The 15,386-nt window shown below is 35.9% G+C and carries 19 protein-coding genes; 7 read left to right on the top strand and 12 right to left on the bottom strand.

Annotated elements, in window-relative coordinates; all coding sequences use genetic code 11:
* Positions 1-156: 156 nt before the first annotated feature.
* The 3 genes from AC1M85_RS07585 to AC1M85_RS07575 all read right to left on the bottom strand — a co-directional run bounded on the left by AC1M85_RS07585 (position 157) and on the right by AC1M85_RS07575 (position 2,312).
* On the bottom strand, positions 157-1,530 hold the full coding sequence (locus tag AC1M85_RS07585; RefSeq protein ID WP_481607397.1) for an ABC1 kinase family protein: 1,374 nt from the start codon (positions 1,528-1,530) through the stop codon (positions 157-159).
* 143 nt (positions 1,531-1,673) lie between these two features.
* Positions 1,674-1,979, bottom strand: coding sequence for a hypothetical protein (locus AC1M85_RS07580; protein ID WP_481607396.1), 306 nt, complete (start codon positions 1,977-1,979; stop codon positions 1,674-1,676).
* A 123-nt stretch (positions 1,980-2,102) separates the two neighbouring features.
* Positions 2,103-2,312: a cold-shock protein gene (locus tag AC1M85_RS07575; protein WP_035263597.1), complete on the bottom strand. Its 210-nt coding sequence runs from the start codon at positions 2,310-2,312 to the stop codon at positions 2,103-2,105.
* 371 nt (positions 2,313-2,683) lie between these two features.
* Between AC1M85_RS07575 and prmB the strand changes: the two genes are divergently transcribed.
* From prmB to AC1M85_RS07560, 3 genes are all read left to right on the top strand, one after another.
* Positions 2,684-3,694 (top strand): 50S ribosomal protein L3 N(5)-glutamine methyltransferase, encoded by a 1,011-nt coding sequence (gene prmB, locus AC1M85_RS07570; RefSeq protein WP_092766327.1) that lies wholly within the window; start codon positions 2,684-2,686, stop codon positions 3,692-3,694.
* A 14-nt stretch (positions 3,695-3,708) separates the two neighbouring features.
* A complete protein-coding gene (gene aroC / locus AC1M85_RS07565; protein ID WP_035263593.1) occupies positions 3,709-4,794 on the top strand; it encodes a chorismate synthase in 1,086 nt (361 codons plus the stop codon).
* A gap of 98 nt (positions 4,795-4,892) precedes the next feature.
* Entirely contained in the window at positions 4,893-5,246 is a 354-nt protein-coding gene (locus AC1M85_RS07560; protein WP_143047393.1) for a hypothetical protein, read from the top strand.
* Positions 5,247-5,290: 44 nt separating this feature from the next.
* Here the strand turns inward: AC1M85_RS07560 and AC1M85_RS07555 are convergent, their stop codons facing one another.
* Complete coding sequence (locus AC1M85_RS07555) at positions 5,291-5,767, bottom strand: hypothetical protein (RefSeq protein WP_035263591.1); 477 nt, start codon at positions 5,765-5,767, stop codon at positions 5,291-5,293.
* Positions 5,768-5,915: 148 nt separating this feature from the next.
* On the bottom strand, positions 5,916-6,464 hold the full coding sequence (locus AC1M85_RS07550) for a hypothetical protein (RefSeq protein WP_092766323.1): 549 nt from the start codon (positions 6,462-6,464) through the stop codon (positions 5,916-5,918).
* A gap of 272 nt (positions 6,465-6,736) precedes the next feature.
* On the opposite strand from AC1M85_RS07550, the gene AC1M85_RS07545 reads away from it, so the two are divergent.
* Both AC1M85_RS07545 and AC1M85_RS07540 read left to right on the top strand, forming a co-directional pair.
* A complete protein-coding gene (locus tag AC1M85_RS07545) occupies positions 6,737-6,970 on the top strand; it encodes a hypothetical protein (protein ID WP_035270711.1) in 234 nt (77 codons plus the stop codon).
* Positions 6,971-7,280: 310 nt separating this feature from the next.
* Positions 7,281-8,543 carry a tyrosine-type recombinase/integrase gene (locus tag AC1M85_RS07540; protein ID WP_488212821.1) on the top strand — a complete coding sequence of 421 codons (1,263 nt, stop codon included), beginning with the start codon at positions 7,281-7,283 and terminating at the stop codon, positions 8,541-8,543.
* Between the two features lie 14 nt (positions 8,544-8,557).
* Here AC1M85_RS07540 and AC1M85_RS07535 read toward each other — a convergent pair whose 3' ends face one another.
* The 7 genes from AC1M85_RS07535 to AC1M85_RS07505 form a co-directional block, all read right to left on the bottom strand.
* Entirely contained in the window at positions 8,558-8,824 is a 267-nt protein-coding gene (locus AC1M85_RS07535) for a helix-turn-helix domain-containing protein (protein WP_481608542.1), read from the bottom strand.
* A 64-nt stretch (positions 8,825-8,888) separates the two neighbouring features.
* Positions 8,889-9,032: a hypothetical protein gene (locus AC1M85_RS07530; RefSeq protein WP_481588176.1), complete on the bottom strand. Its 144-nt coding sequence runs from the start codon at positions 9,030-9,032 to the stop codon at positions 8,889-8,891.
* Complete coding sequence (locus tag AC1M85_RS07525; protein ID WP_488212820.1) at positions 9,029-10,150, bottom strand: ATP-binding protein; 1,122 nt, start codon at positions 10,148-10,150, stop codon at positions 9,029-9,031. The genes AC1M85_RS07530 and AC1M85_RS07525 overlap by 4 nt, the downstream gene beginning before the upstream one ends.
* A complete protein-coding gene (locus tag AC1M85_RS07520; RefSeq protein WP_035265477.1) occupies positions 10,150-10,578 on the bottom strand; it encodes a hypothetical protein in 429 nt (142 codons plus the stop codon). The genes AC1M85_RS07525 and AC1M85_RS07520 overlap by 1 nt, the downstream gene beginning before the upstream one ends.
* A gap of 193 nt (positions 10,579-10,771) precedes the next feature.
* Positions 10,772-12,541 carry an ATP-binding protein gene (locus AC1M85_RS07515; RefSeq protein ID WP_488212819.1) on the bottom strand — a complete coding sequence of 590 codons (1,770 nt, stop codon included), beginning with the start codon at positions 12,539-12,541 and terminating at the stop codon, positions 10,772-10,774.
* Between the two features lie 21 nt (positions 12,542-12,562).
* Complete coding sequence (locus AC1M85_RS07510; protein WP_488212818.1) at positions 12,563-13,696, bottom strand: DNA cytosine methyltransferase; 1,134 nt, start codon at positions 13,694-13,696, stop codon at positions 12,563-12,565.
* Positions 13,697-13,789: 93 nt separating this feature from the next.
* A complete protein-coding gene (locus AC1M85_RS07505) occupies positions 13,790-14,509 on the bottom strand; it encodes a LexA family protein (protein ID WP_488212817.1) in 720 nt (239 codons plus the stop codon).
* 100 nt (positions 14,510-14,609) lie between these two features.
* On the opposite strand from AC1M85_RS07505, the gene AC1M85_RS07500 reads away from it, so the two are divergent.
* Together AC1M85_RS07500 and AC1M85_RS07495 are read left to right on the top strand one after the other, a co-directional pair.
* The gene (locus AC1M85_RS07500; RefSeq protein ID WP_179998051.1) at positions 14,610-14,864 is read left to right on the top strand and encodes a MerR family transcriptional regulator; all 255 of its coding nucleotides are present in this window, start codon (positions 14,610-14,612) and stop codon (positions 14,862-14,864) included.
* A 24-nt stretch (positions 14,865-14,888) separates the two neighbouring features.
* Complete coding sequence (locus AC1M85_RS07495) at positions 14,889-15,341, top strand: phage regulatory CII family protein (protein ID WP_179998050.1); 453 nt, start codon at positions 14,889-14,891, stop codon at positions 15,339-15,341.
* The last annotated feature ends 45 nt before the right edge of the window (positions 15,342-15,386 follow it).

Below are 15,386 nucleotides of genomic sequence, written 5' to 3'. Positions count from 1 at the left end.
AAAATGACTAGCTTAAAAGACTTTTTTGACCAAACAGATAAATGGTAATTGAATAGGTATTCTAATGAAATTTAAGATATATTCTTTTTAGTAATTAAATTTTTTATTTAATAAATTGACCATAGTGACACGATAGATCACTATGGTCTTTGTTCCTTAAACATATGATTGGATCATTTTGCGCACATTTGTTTTTGCTTCGATCACAGTCATGAATGTATATGCACCTATGAACTTACGACTGATGAACATAAATTCTTTCGGTGGAACTGAAAAATAGCGCGATGCCATCGACTTGGATGCTCGTTGCATCACACGGCTATGCAGTTGGCTTTGTTTCCAATCATAGCGCTGCTGTTCATCCATAATGCCTGTTGGTAGGTCTGGATTATTGCTATAAGTACTAAAAGCTTCAGTAGCTAGAAGGAACACTTTTGCCATGTCAGGTTTAATGCTTAATGGCATTGCATCGAAAAACTCATAACCTGTCATAGCATTGACCATGGCTTGAGCATCATGATGATAGCCCGCGGTAATTAAATTACGAGCTACCTTGAGGAGTTGATCATCAAATTGACGGATCGCACCGAAGTCTAAAAGAATGATTTTATCTTCAATTTGCGCGCCGTCACCTAAGCGTACTAGGTAGTTACCAAAGTTAGGATCAGTCTGCATCTCGCCCCATTCAAACACTTCACGAACGGCAATTTCAAGCGATGCTTCACCTAATTTGTTGCGACGCTCCTGAGGGAGTGAAAGCATGACTGGGCTATTAATCGGAACACCACGCTCAAAAGTCATACAAAGCACTTGATCTGTACAATATTGATCAATAATTTGTGGAACAACATAACGCGGATCATCTTTTAAACGCGCTCTAAAACGACGTGTTGTTTCAGCTTCAATTTTGTAATTTACTTCACGATGCATCATTTCGCGAACCTCATCAAACCATTGATCAAATTCACGAGTTTGAGGAACCATGCGTGTAAGTTTGAGCATGTTCTTAAACAAGCTCATATCTGAGTCAATTGCGCTTGCTACACCTGGATATTGAACTTTGAGCACCAATTCAAGACCATCAGACTTACGTGTTGCACGGTGAACTTGCGCTAATGATGCGGTGCCTAAAGGCTCATGATCAATGGTAAGATCTTCGAGTTTAGAGCCAAGTTGGTTGCGCAGTTGCTCATGGATCGCAGGCCACGCGAGGGCAACGGTCTGATTATTTAAAGTGTTTAAGGCTTGCGTAATCTCTTCAGGTAGAAAATGTTCACCATATAACGCCATCATTTGACCAATTTTGACGATAGAGCCTTTTAATTTACCGATTTCAGCAACGAGATAGTCAGCTTGTTCTTTCATCGCTTGTTTACGTTTTTTTTCTTTTTCTTCTTCGCTTGAAAAAATAGAACTCGCACTTGAAGCAGCCCAGCGTGTGCCAGCCAGTAGAGAAGCTTTCGCAATCGAAAGACGGCGATCTATTGAAGAGGTTTTTAATTGTTTAAGCTTTTCATTCTGATCTGACATGAAGTTTAGGTCCTTTAAGCGAATCGCGCAGAGAAATCATTGTATTGAATATTACATGTTATGAACGTATTAAAATAGTTCAAGTATTTCAATATCAGGTGTATAAATGGTCAATTTATTCAAACTTAAATAGCCTAAGCTTTCTAAAGTCGATATTTAACTGGGAGTTGAGCTCGAGTAGACAGAGACACGCGATACTCAGAGATGAATAACTTCATTAAGTTGACAACAGTTTCATGAATAAATCCAAGGGCATATGCTTTGATAATAATGACGCTAGGTAAGCTGAAGAAAAAATATTTAACATCATCCAAACTTGGATTTTCAAAAATTTGATGATCCATCAAAAATTTCTTAAGAAATTGTTTTTCTGTTGTGACACGAGGGGAAGAATCATCACTCCAGTAATTTTGACGCATTGCCATTAAATTATTGTGTTTATAACTCATACTTTAACTTTTGAAATTCACTTTAACTTTTATTAGTTTGAGTCTAAATTTTCTTTTTCAAGTCTGGTGAGCTTTTCGAGAGACAAAAAAAGCGGGCAAAGCCCGCTTTTTTTTAACAGTTAATTAAACTGCTACGATGTCAACAGCGTTAGGACCTTTAGGACCTTGAGTTACGCTGAATTCAACTTGTTGGCCTTCAGCCAAAGTTTTAAAGCCTGAACCTTTGATTTCGCTAAAGTGAGCAAAAACGTCAGGACCGTTTTCTTGTTGGATGAAACCGAAACCTTTAGTTTCGTTGAACCATTTAACTGTACCTTTAACAGTATTAGACATAATAGGAATCCTAATAAAACTTTAATGTTATGAGTTTGAACTCAATGATGTAACTTGGAAAAAAAATGAAACTTAAAATCTGAAACCAAACGTAGGATTATGACTAACACTGCGAAATAAAAGATTTAATGAAACAACATAAATTTTCTAGTTGGCTTCGAGTATACACGATTATTTTCAATATCGTTAGTTTTAATCAACTTTCTCGCTATTTTAAAACTTGAATGAGTAGACCTTATTCAATGGATAATTCTAACTATTCAAATTTTCAATACAATTTTGCCGAATAACACGGATAGAACTTTTTATTAATAGGACAAAACAAGGTATCATAGACCGTTTTTATAAATTCGACCTTGGAGACGCCTTAAGTGGATCGACCGACTATTAGCCCTGAACATCTACAGGAAGCCGCTGAAAACTTAACAACTATTCGAGATTTTATTCGTTTTGGAGTTACAGCATTACGTCAATACGATGCACACTTAGGTCAAGGTACTGAAGATTATTTTGCTGAAAGTTCAGCTTTAGTTTTACAAACTCTTTCACTGGACTGGAATGCCGATGCTGAGATTTTAGACTCAAAATTGCTGCCAAGCGAAGTTGCGGAATTCTTGAGCTTACTCGAACGTCGTATCAATGACCGTGTTCCTACTTCATATTTATTAAATCTTGCTTATTTCTTTGGTAAACCATTTTATGTAGATGAGCGTGTACTGATTCCACGCTCACCAATCGTTGAGCTGATTGAAAATCGTTTTGCACCTTATTGTTTGACTGAAAATGGTGAAATGGGTGAAGCGGTCAATAATTTGCCAGTGAATCCAAATCCTAAAACTCCACAGCGTATTTTGGATATGTGTACTGGCTCTGGTTGTATCGCAATTGCTTTGGCATATGCATTCCCTGATTCTGAAGTCGATGCTACTGATATTTCAAAAGAAGCCCTTGAGGTTGCTCAAATCAACTGTGAGCATCACAATAAACAGTATCAAGTCGCTTTATTGGAATCTGATCTTTTCGCTAAAATACCTGCTGAAAATCAATACGATTTAATTATTTCTAATCCGCCGTATGTCGATGCTGAAGATATGGCAGATTTACCAGATGAGTTTCATCACGAGCCAGAATTGGCATTGGCAGCGGGTCAAGATGGTTTGGATCTTGTGCGTAAAATGCTGGCTCAAGCCGCAGACTATTTAACTGAAGATGGTTTAATCGTCATTGAAGTGGGCAACTCAGAATGGGCGATGAAGCAAAACTTTAATACTGTTGATTTCTACTGGTTGCAATTCCAACGTGGTGGATCAGGTATTTTTGCACTGACTGCAGCACAATGCCGTCAATATCGTGATTTATTCATTCAATCTGTTCAAGTTTAAAGGAGTTGTTGAACATGGCTGGCAATAGTATTGGACAATTGTTCCGTGTAACAACTTGTGGTGAATCTCACGGTGTTGGTTTGATGGCGATTGTAGATGGAGTTCCACCAGGTCTGAAGTTATCAGCTGAGGACTTACAAATAGACTTAGATCGTCGTAAACCAGGTACCTCTAAATTTGCAACACAACGCAAAGAACCAGATGAAGTTGAAATTATTTCAGGTGTGTTCGAAGGTAAAACCACTGGGACATCCATTGGTCTTTTAATTCGTAATACAGACCAAAAATCTAAAGATTACGGTAATATCGCACAAACTTTCCGTCCAGGTCATGCAGACTATACTTATACACAAAAGTATGGTTTCCGTGATTACCGTGGTGGTGGTCGCTCAAGCGCACGTGAAACAGCGATGCGTGTTGCAGCGGGTGCAATTGCTAAAAAATTCTTATTTGAAAAGTTTGGTATTGAAATCCGAGGGCATGTAACACAAATCGGAACTGAAAAAACAGAAAAACTAGATTGGAATGAAGTGCCGAATAATCCATTCTTTTGTGGTGATGTTGATGCCGTACCACGCTTTGAAGCACTTGTGACATCATTGCGTGAAAAAGGAACAAGCTGTGGAGCACGACTTGAAATTATTGCTTCTAAAGTACCCGTAGGCTGGGGAGAACCTGTTTTCGACCGTTTAGATGCTGATATCGCTCATGCGATGATGTCAATTAATGCGGTTAAAGGTGTAGAGATTGGTGATGGTTTTGGCGTGGCTGAACAATTTGGTCATGAAACACGTGATGAACTGACAACTGATGGCTTCTTAGCGAATCACGCTGGTGGTATATTAGGTGGTATCTCAAGTGGTCAAGATATTCGTGTATCAATTGCACTAAAACCTACTGCTTCTATTACCACACCAGGCAAAACGATTACCATTAATCGTGAAGATACGGATGTTCTTACTAAAGGTCGTCACGATCCTTGTGTGGGTGTTCGTGCGACACCAATCGCTGAAGCGATGCTTGCAATCGTGTTAATGGATCACTTTATGCGTCATCGTGCCCAAAATGCCGACGTTGTTGCGCCATTTGAGCCAATTTAACCAAAGTAAAAAAGCGTATGATGTAAAAAGCCAGATGATTGATCTGGCTTTTTAATATAATTTTAAAATTGCAATTGAACGTTTTATGGGGAATTCAATTGAAAATAAGGATATTGGTTGGGGCGATGGTCTTATGCGGATTATCGTATAGTTATGCGAATGGCTTAACACAATCTCAGTTTGATATTGAAGTGAAGTCAATTTATAACGAAATTGAAGCGAGTCAAATTCGATTACATCAATCGGTCGATAGTAAGCAGAATATTTCGTTGATCATTCAAAGAGCTTGTGAATATGCAGATGCATTAAATGCTTTAGAGCGAATAGCACAAAAGAATATTCATATGGCTAAAGCAAAAGAAGAAGCATTATTTGCAAAAAAAATGAGAAATTCTTTTGAGTTATCATTCCAAGATTTAGGAACAAGTTATCAAAAAAGTTGTAAGCCTTAAAAAAAAGCCAGTTCAACGAACTGGCTTTTTAGTGAATAATTCATTTATTCGATAGTTTGACCTGTATAACCTTTGATAAATGTTAAGTAAGCAGAAGACTTCTGACCGTCAGCTTGCAGGATGGGACGAGTCACTTCGCCGTTAGCTGTCACGATTTTTAGATCAATTTGTTTTGCGTCTCTAAATGAGTTTAAAAAACTTACAGGAACGACAATAAAATTAGATGAATTCGTTACACCAGCTGCAGTTGCATATTGGGTTGGTTGAATTGTTGAATAGACATAAGGCTGACCATCAACAATAAAGTTCAATTGTTTTATATCGTGCTGTATAGTGTCATTTACATCTGCAGTTATTTTAAAACCATTACGCTTTTCATCATTCCAACGGAGTGCAAGCTCAGGGCAAATTTCATCAGTAGCACAGATGAGAGGTCCTTTGGTTACAACACGTTCTGGATAACTTCCTGCACAACCTGTTAATACAACCAATGCTGAAATAAGCGCTAGTTTGATTTTCATGATTTTACCTATTGTCTTGTTTATTATAACTGTGTACACAATTTGTTAAATCTAACGAAAAATTCTAAAAAATGAAATGCCTAGCAGTCTAATAACACGTTGCAGTTTTGTATCGATGATTAAAAAAAGACCCATAGTGGGTCTTTTTTTACTTTTGCTTAAATTGTTGGTAGCCACTTTTAAATGTTTGATAGGCAAATGATGCATGCCCATCTTTTAAAATACTATGCGTAATAGCACCTTGATCTGTCACTACAGCAATATCGATAGATTTAGACTGATCAAACATAACGACAAAATTCATTGGTACATCAATGTAATTTGAAGAGTTAATGAGATCGGAATTGTTGACTGATCGTGTATTGGTTTGAGTTAAAGTTGTGTAAGGATAAGTTTGACCATCTAGCGTGAAAATCACTTGCTTGATATCAAAAGATTTTCGATCAAATAGATTGGTATGTACTCTAAATAAATTATTGCTCTGCTGTTTCCAATCAAATGTTAACTCAGTACATGGTTTTGATGGTTCACAAATCACCTGACCACGTGTTTCAATTCGCTTGGCATTTTCTGAAGGTTTAAAATCAATAACATTAGATGCATAAGCTTTTGCAGAACTTGCATTTGGTTTATTGGATACAACGATACACCCACTCAGTGAAAGAGCAGTAAGAATAGATATAAATTGAACTTTCATTATTATCAACCAGTTAAATAGATGTTGTTTTTGTATATGCTAAATTTAGCATACAATCCATATAAATGTTAACCAGTTATCAAAAAATATATATTTATTGTCGTGTTTTGCTATTTTTCTTTTTGTGATGCTTGTCAGGTTGCTTGAATTAAGTTTAAAGGTGGTAAAAAATAATTGATTGAGTCCTTTATGGTCAAACGTTTCTATTTTTGATTGAACACTTTTCAAAAGGTGATATAACTAAAAATAAAGCGTTAATAAAAGAGTATGAAATGAAAACGACTGTGAAATATGTGGTGCTGAAGAGCAAAGACTATCAATTGGGCACTCCATTGTTTGAAGAAACCATCGAGGCAGACTATGCGTATTTCGATTCAATTCCATCAGTCATTCAGTACCAGAATCATGAGTTTAAAGTGAAGTCAAAAGAACTTAATCGAAAGCAAATATTTGATGACTTTGAAGAATCACAAACAATCTTAGTTAAAGTCATCGCACTGAATTAATTTAAAGGCGGCCTTGAGCTGCCTTTCTTATTCTCATCACTATTCATTATCTATTTTATAATATAGTTCTATTTGAAATTAAGCACGGTTCGATATGCACCAAACATTCCCAATCCAAAGTAGGTTAGGTGGATTCTACTTTTTCTATAGCACCATTGTGGAATATTATTAACTTAAAATTATATATTTATTAGTGGTTTATGCTAATTTTAACGATGCTATAAAAGTCTTAAAAAATCACGTGTAGACTATTTGTAGACTGTTGAGAAGCATGATTTAATAAACTTACTGAAGGTTTATTGGATTAATCATGAAACTCAACAAGTCTAATGTTGATGCTATCCCATTGACGGATTCTGGTCAAAAAATTATCAGAGATACAGATTTGATCGGTTTCGCGATTCGAGTCACCACGAAATCAAAATCTTATATTGTTGAACGTAGACACGAGGGGAAACTTTATCGAGTCGTGATTGGGAAAGCGAATGAAATATCCGTAAATTCTGCTCGAGCAAAAGCCCAAATGATCTTGGCTCAAATCTCCAATGGGGAATACATTAGTCCAAATGAAAAAGTCAGCGTAAATAATTTTTTAAATATCACTGTTGATGAAGCATTAAAAATTTACATTGATAGAAATGATTTCAAACCTAAGACAATTAGACAGTATAAAAAATACTTTGATTTATATTTAAAGTGGTCAGATCGTAAGCTCTTTGAAATAACTAAAAAAGAAGTCCTGGATAAATTTATCGAAGTATCTGAGCTCAGCAAGTCATCAGCCAATGGTGCTATTTCATTGCTTGGCACGGTATGGAAATATATTCATGTGCTTTATTCTACCGATGAAAACCCAATTTTAAAAAGCAATCCGGTAGATATTATTGCCGTAACTAAAGGTTGGAATAAGATTGAAAGTCGTAATAGGCATTTAGATAAAAGTATCATTCATAAGTACTACAACACCGTTTTGAATTATGAGGATGAGCTTAATCTAGAAAATACTGCACGATCCAACACGCATAGAGATATCATCCTATTTACCATGTATACCGGTTGCCGTCGCCAAGAAGTCTGCGGTCTTAAATGGGAAGATGTAAATTTTAAAGAAGGTATAGTTATTTTTAGAGATACGAAAAATGGTTCAAATCATGAATTTCCAGTAGGGGACCACTTACTATCCATACTTAAAGAAAGATACTTACTAAAAGAAAATGATTGGGTATTCCCAGCGACTAAACTTCCAACCTCTCATAATATTCACGCTACTGTAGTAGATACTGCACTCAAGAAAATAGGTGCTCAGGTTAATTTTTATGTATCGATGCATGATTTTAGGCGCACCTTCGCGACGATATGTAATTTACTAAGATTTAACATCTATGTGACTAAACGACTGCTTAACCATACTGCTAGACCGCGTTTAGATGTCACAGGTGGATATGTACAAATCCCGATGGAGGAATTAAGAGCTTCCATGAATATGATAGAGGCTGTATACCAAGGAAAAATTGATTGTTTTAACTACGAAAGTGTCTGGGATGAAAGACTTAAGCAATTAAAGGCAGGGTAAACCTGCCTTTTTAATTATGCGTATTGTGCTGTGCAGGTGACGGTTCTGCTTTTTTCGAATGCTAATACATCAGCTTTTCTATATGCAACTCGACGACCAATTTTGGTGTAGGGAAGTTCAGACCCATCACATCGCATTCTAGCTAAAGTCCAAGGCGAACAATCTAAATATAGAGCTACCAAATCTTGTCCAAACTTTTGATCATTAGGTGCATCTAAAAATGGTTTTAATAATTTAGATCGTTCATCTTCATTGATATTCTTAAAACTTTTCAAAGCCATGAAAACACCTCAGTTAGTTGTATTTGTTTTTCATTTTGAAAATCTGATACATAAATTTTTTTCATTACTTTCTCCATGTTGCTTCTTTAAACTTTGCATTGATGACCAACGTATCAATTTCACCAATACCAACATTTTCGAAAATATGGGTCATTCGCGTCCCGAACACTGTGAGTGTTCGGGTAATAGAGGAATAATTAAATTTCATGTTTTCACCATACTTTTCGCATAATTATCAATATCGACTTTAACCGCTGCAAATTGCTTTACCTCAATCTGTGCCAAGGCATCTAAGCCTAAGTATTCACAAACGGTTTTAATGTCTAAGCCACGTTCTGCAATAAAGTCTTGAAGATGAGCTAGTTGTTCATTTGAAATGCCATTGTATTCAGGTGGATTGAGCCATTTCTTTTCATCTTTGTTGTAAGGACAGCCTAATTCTTTAGCGCGACGCTGAACGGCGTACCACATATCCATTACGTAACGATGGCCCTGAGGTAATGATTCAGTGAGTTGGTTTAAATCCCCAGCATGTTGAGCTTCAGTGCAACTTTGTTTCCAATTTTCAAAGTCTTCATCCGCTTTGATGGTTTCCAACTGTTCAGGTGTCATCGTGTTGATATGGTCTTTTGCTTGTTTAATGATGTCAGCCAAGAATGTAGGATTTTGTTTTAAGTCAGGTACCCACACCTCACCAGTTTCACCACCTAAGCCACCAGCATTTTTTGCATGATGAGTAGGGCAAGGCTTAAAGCTAATGACACGTGCATTTTTACCTTCACCAGTGGTCACAGTAGTTAGATAACCCATAATGTCGGCTATTCGATAAAGCTCGTTACGGTTCTTACCGCCTAGATCAGGACGATATACAATTTGATCGCCGTTTTGATCTTCAGAAGCATGTGCAATGAAAACCACATCTTTTCCTGAAGCGATTAAGGTGTTCACGTATTGCTTAAAAATATTGTTGGCCAGGCCTTGAGCTTTAAGTTTGAGTGAACCATCTTTTTGTTTGTTGGTATTGTTCAAAGCCAAGTGCGTCTTGATGCTTTCAAGCATGGCGCCAACAGTATCAATAACCACTGTGTTATATGGTGCTAAATCTTGAGGTGTAAGATTTGCTACATCTGACCATTGTTGAACTTGAACTACTGCACCACGACGAAGTTCACCAGTACGATGTGCTCCTTTATCAAAGTCAAAGGAAATGGCTTTATCACCTGTAAAGCCAATTGATGTTTTGCCAAGTCCTGGATCCGCATATAGATAAACATTGATGGCTTGCACCAATAATGTTTGGTTCGCTTCAATGATAGGAAGGGCCATTACACACCCCCTAACATGCGATTCTTATGCATGTGAGTAATCAGCATTTGATTAATGTTGTAATGGTCATTGTGATCTGTGAAATCTGATACAGAGTTACCTAATACATCGTGAATTTTGTCGATCGTCAGCGATGTAATCATTGCATCATCAAATTCACTACCAGGTACGCCGTAATCATTCGTGAATTTTTCGTAGTCAAATGACACATCTAACGTATATTCATCAAGACGTACTACTGCATAGCCAGTCGTTTCAGAGGTCAGTTTTAGTGCTGCAACTGATGTTTGATTAGGTACATAGCTTGAATAGCTAAGCTTCAAATCTGTCGCTTGAGGTTGTTTAGTGAAGACTAATGCACCAATCGTTACACTTGATACTAATAAACTTACCGCGACGGTATTGAAAGGGGTGAAATTTAGATTCATAATTGATCTCGCAGTTTGTAAAAGCACATCGGGGTTCGAAGATCGATGTGCTTTTTTGTTGTCTGTGATATGAATATGAACTAACGGTTCAATTAAGTCAAGAACTAATAGTTCAACTTTGTTTTGTTTTTATGTTTTAATAGGCAAAAGAAAACCCACACAGGGTGGGTTTTTTATTGCAGATTATATAGATTTATTTAATGCTAATTAGAGTGTGGTTTTCTATTATAAAAGCAATCACTGGTTGTAGTTTATTAAATTTATAAACTACATCAATTCCATTTAATGTTGAATAATCTTTATCATGTTTATTGAAATTACCTTCATGCATAAACCATTCGAATTGCTTTTTTATTACCTTAAGCTCTTCTTTATCTGACACAGGGTAATGTTGGAGTTTTCCGCAAAAATATCCGCTAAAATTTTCTCCAGAATATGACTTATCAATTCTAGCTAAACTATCTAAGAATGACCAAATTCCAACAATAGTGAGCAAAGTATGTTGTTGAGGATCTATATCTAGTAGTGATTTATAGAGATGATTAAATTTTGGAATATTCAATTGATTAATCATTTTTACAAGATATTGATTTTGTACTACAGATGTCGGGAGTTTAGGTTTTCTTAATCTCTCTATTTTCTCTTTAACTTCATGATTGGTTTCAAGTTCTGAATTGGTTTCAAGTTCTGAATTGGTTTCAACTTCCGAATTGGTTTCAAGTTCTGAATTGGTTTCAAGTTCTGAATTGGTTTCAACTTCCGAATTGGTTTCAACTTCAGGATTGGATTCAACTTCTGAATTGGTTTCAATCTCTGGATTAATCTCTACTTCTGGATTGATCTCTACTTCTGGTTCGGTTACTAAATTTTTATTCTTATTATAACGGTTCTTAATTTCTGAGCGATATCTGTCTGCTATAGGTTGAATTTCTTCAATAACATCTAAGAAAAGTGATGCATCTTCTCTCATTGCACTTTTAGCAGTATTCCAAGGTAAATTACTAGGATCTTTTGAGGTAAAACGGACTAAACATATAAATCCGTTATATTCAGAATGCCACTTAGTTTTCCACCCATGTTTAGCTTCTGTACTCGACTTAACAATAACACGATCATTACAAATAAAATAAATACCAAAATCATTAGTTAGTTTTCTATTAATACTCAAGGAATAATTTTGTTCGGATGGAAAGTAGTATTTTTCATGTATCCCAGATTCAATAGTTATATTAACATCATTTATGTTGAAAGATTTTGCAGTAGGTAAAAATTTTCCATCTAATCTTAAATTCGGAATACTTTCTTTTAGTGATAAAACAACATCTTCATCTAAATATTTTAAATGAACTTCAAATCCTTTAGAAAAATAGATTGAGTATCTATCTTCTAAGCCCTGAATGGCTTTTTTCAACCATTTATCATTTTTAATATCATTTATTACTTCTGGCTTTAAATCAGTAACTGTAAAAATTGTGACTATATTTCCACTCGATTCATCTACTGTTGCAACTAATTTTTTTTGATTGGCAAAACTCTCATTGTCGAAGTTAGCTGTATAGATATTTTTACCATTATCTATTTTAAAACTATAGGAATTACCTATTTTTAACAAAGAACGTTTTAAACCTATTCCATATTGACCAATTCCGTAATCATGGCTAGACGGTTCTGCAATAACAAAAGTTTTGTTAATTAAAGAATCTTCAGCTATTCCAAAGCAGTTATCCGTTATTGAAAACAAATTGTCTTTTATATCTATATGAACTGAATAACCTTCATAATTTGTAGGCAATCCACGATCATCTTTTTTATAATTATCTTTTGAGAAAATACTATTTCGTGCAGCATCAATGGAATTATCTATAAGGTCGTATATAGCCTCTAAGGTTGAAACATCTTTGGTTAGTATTTGTTCTAAAAAATTAACAGATGTTCCTATATTAAGTTCTAATTTATTAACCATTTCTATATTTTCCCCAAAAATCTAAGCTGATTTTTTAAATGATCCATTTTTAAGACTAGTGTAAATAACTGAAAGAATTTTTTTTGATACAAGAGGTGATACGCTATTTCCTATCATCCTAAAACTGTGCCACTTAGTTGGATGAAATGTAAACCAGTCAGGAAATCCTTGAAGACGCGCTGCTTCTCTCACTGTTATAACCCTTCCATGTTCAGGATGTAAGGGGCGAACTGCCTGATGACTACCTTTATCCGTGCCTGTTCCGGCTCTTAAAGTGGGGCATAAACCATACCAAGCCAATTTTTTTGATCGACTGACTGGGTCTGTTTTACCGGGAACAATGCTTTCATATCTTTTCTGGACTTCAGGCTTATGAATTGTTTCAAAATATCCTGATGATCTTTGAAACTTTAATTCTAATTTTGCTTCATTTGTTCCAAGACCTTCAGGAGGTTGCTTTCTCATTGAAATTGCATATTTTGATAAATTATTATTGAACTTATAAGGGGAAAAGCCCAAATCATTTGAGTCTTTAGACTGAGTGATTGGTTCTGATAGATCTTGAATCGCGTCAGAAACTGTTACTAATGGTTCTTCAAAAAAAAATTGTTCTTTTGTAAGGGGAGATATTCTTTTTGCGTCATATCCAATTACAATCACTCGTTTTCGACTTGTTGGAACTCCACATTTTGAAGCATCGATAACAATAGGCTCAAGAACAGTGAAGCATTTATCAACTTTCATTAGAGCCGCATCTAATTGCGGACGATTCTTTTTATCTAATAATCCTTCAACATTTTCCATTATGAAAAATTTAGGTTTTAAAATATTAACGTGTCTAAAGAATTCATCAATCAATTTTCTTCTTGGATCGCTGATATCTCCTGATCCCATTCGGCTATATCCTTGACAAGGTGGACCTCCAATAACACCATCAATTTCAATATTATTTATAATTTTCTTCCAATCATTTTTTTCTAATTTTGATAAATCTGCAGTAATTACATTGGTTTTAGGGAAATTATTTTTATAGGCAGATTGTAACGTTTTATCAATATCAATGGCTGCTAGAGAATGAAAACCAGCTAATTCTGCACCAAGTCCAAATCCTCCACAACCACAAAAAAGGTCAACTAATGTTGGTTTTATATCCATATCGCTTTACTCTTGAAAACCAATTTTAGATAAGATGTTAACAATATCAGGAGCATTTGTCGACCGTTTAAAAAAATAATAAAAAATAAATGGTTACACGTCACGATACAGCCCAACCACCTTACCAACCAACTTACAGCCATCAACTAAAGCGATTGTTTGTTCAGGCCAGTGAGGATTTAACGGTTGTAAGTAAACATTCCCACTTTCTAATATTAATTTTTTAAACGTGGCTTCAGCATCACCTTCACAAGCAACGATTACAAGATCACCTGTCTTCAAATCCGCCGTTTGAAAATCGGGATTTACATAAATCTTATCGCCTGGTCTAAAGTCAGGCATCATGGATTCACCGACGACTTCCAATCCATACCCATTCTTTCCGCATTTAGGGTTAGGGGGTAACCATTCTTCGAATTGAGTCCCATTGGGTACTGAGTCAACTGAAGTCCAAGATCCTGCTTGAACCCATGAAATAACTGGGATTAAACGACCAGTGATAGGGAATGGGGTAGTGATATTATTATCATATTTAGATTCATGTTTTGAAATTTGCGTAGAATGCAAATTCATTTGTCCTGCGCCAGAAATTAACCATTCAGAGTTAACTTTTAGAAATTCAGCAATTAAAGGGATTTTTGAAGTTTCAGGAATAGCATCAGCATTTAGCCATTTACCAGCACCCTTATCTGAAACTGAAAAATGTTTACTTAGTACTCGAGCACGTCCACGAACTGGATAACCAGCATTATCCATGGCCATATGAAGTCTTTTCGAAAATTCTTCTTTTACTTTATCTGTACGGCTAGTCATAAGATACCCATGTGAACCAATGGTTCAATCTTAAATTATATTGATGGAACTATCAGTTCGTGTTATTATTGAACCAATAGTTCAAATAATTGGAGTTTCAATGATTAACATCAAAGAGATTATTAACGATGCTGGCGGTGTATCAGTGGTTGCTACAGCATTAAATCTTAGTGAGCGCTCTATTTATAAATGGATAGAAAAAGGAGCTTTACCTCGTTCTGAGTACACAGGTGAAACTGACTATTCAACCCAAATAGCAGCTCTAAGCACAAATTACGGTCGTAAGTTAATACTTCAAATAGGTAAACCTAAAAAACCAAAAGTTGAACTAGATACTAATCTTCAAACAGCATAATAAACACGTTCAAAGGGATTACGAATGAACATCACTGATGCTGCATATAACACAGTTCACGATTATCCAGGCGGAGCAAATGCACTTGCGCCACGTCTTGGTATTAAAAGTCCTGCTGTGCTGAACAGCAAAGTCAATCCAAATACGGAAACACATCATCTAACGCTTGTCGAAGCTTCAAAGTTAATCGCGATCACAGGGGATTGCAGGATTTTGCAAGCACTTAATGCTGAACACGGAAAGGTCTCAATAGATCTTCCTCAGATTCCCGAATGTAGAGATACGGCGCTAACAGATCTAGTTTTAAGCATAGGTAAGGGTGGTGGGGATGTATGTGCAGTATTTAGAGAAATGATGGCAGATGGACGTATTACGCAAGGAGAAGCCTTGGACATGTCTAAAGTCATACATCAACTGCATTTATTTTTAGCAAAGCTGGATTCGCAAATCCATGCATGCGTAGACGAAAAAGCCTGACGGTCGAGGTCAGGCTTTTAGGCATTCAATAATTTAGGAAATCAT

Source organism: Acinetobacter sp. 24-47-64 (assembly GCF_057737055.1).
Note: the sequence above shows the minus strand (reverse complement) of the source record. Positions and strands in the feature narration are given on the sequence as shown.

Bases quoted from the DNA above. Each gene is read 5' to 3' on its own strand.
- AC1M85_RS07545 (WP_035270711.1), top strand. From the start codon at position 6,737: ATGAAAACGACTGTGAAATATGTGGTGCTGAAGAGCAAAGACTATCAA.
- AC1M85_RS07550 (WP_092766323.1), bottom strand. From the start codon at position 6,464: ATGAAAGTTCAATTTATATCTATTCTTACTGCTCTTTCACTGAGTGGG.
- AC1M85_RS07495 (WP_179998050.1), top strand. From the start codon at position 14,889: ATGAACATCACTGATGCTGCATATAACACAGTTCACGATTATCCAGGC.
- AC1M85_RS07520 (WP_035265477.1), bottom strand. From the start codon at position 10,578: ATGAATCTAAATTTCACCCCTTTCAATACCGTCGCGGTAAGTTTATTA.
- AC1M85_RS07530 (WP_481588176.1), bottom strand. From the start codon at position 9,032: ATGAAATTTAATTATTCCTCTATTACCCGAACACTCACAGTGTTCGGG.
- AC1M85_RS07540 (WP_488212821.1), top strand. From the start codon at position 7,281: ATGAAACTCAACAAGTCTAATGTTGATGCTATCCCATTGACGGATTCT.
- AC1M85_RS07585 (WP_481607397.1), bottom strand. From the start codon at position 1,530: ATGTCAGATCAGAATGAAAAGCTTAAACAATTAAAAACCTCTTCAATA.
- AC1M85_RS07580 (WP_481607396.1), bottom strand. From the start codon at position 1,979: ATGAGTTATAAACACAATAATTTAATGGCAATGCGTCAAAATTACTGG.
- AC1M85_RS07510 (WP_488212818.1), bottom strand. From the start codon at position 13,696: ATGGATATAAAACCAACATTAGTTGACCTTTTTTGTGGTTGTGGAGGA.
- AC1M85_RS07555 (WP_035263591.1), bottom strand. From the start codon at position 5,767: ATGAAAATCAAACTAGCGCTTATTTCAGCATTGGTTGTATTAACAGGT.
- AC1M85_RS07500 (WP_179998051.1), top strand. From the start codon at position 14,610: ATGATTAACATCAAAGAGATTATTAACGATGCTGGCGGTGTATCAGTG.
- aroC (WP_035263593.1), top strand. From the start codon at position 3,709: ATGGCTGGCAATAGTATTGGACAATTGTTCCGTGTAACAACTTGTGGT.
- AC1M85_RS07505 (WP_488212817.1), bottom strand. From the start codon at position 14,509: ATGACTAGCCGTACAGATAAAGTAAAAGAAGAATTTTCGAAAAGACTT.
- AC1M85_RS07525 (WP_488212820.1), bottom strand. From the start codon at position 10,150: ATGGCCCTTCCTATCATTGAAGCGAACCAAACATTATTGGTGCAAGCC.
- AC1M85_RS07575 (WP_035263597.1), bottom strand. From the start codon at position 2,312: ATGTCTAATACTGTTAAAGGTACAGTTAAATGGTTCAACGAAACTAAA.
- AC1M85_RS07515 (WP_488212819.1), bottom strand. From the start codon at position 12,541: ATGGTTAATAAATTAGAACTTAATATAGGAACATCTGTTAATTTTTTA.
- AC1M85_RS07535 (WP_481608542.1), bottom strand. From the start codon at position 8,824: ATGGCTTTGAAAAGTTTTAAGAATATCAATGAAGATGAACGATCTAAA.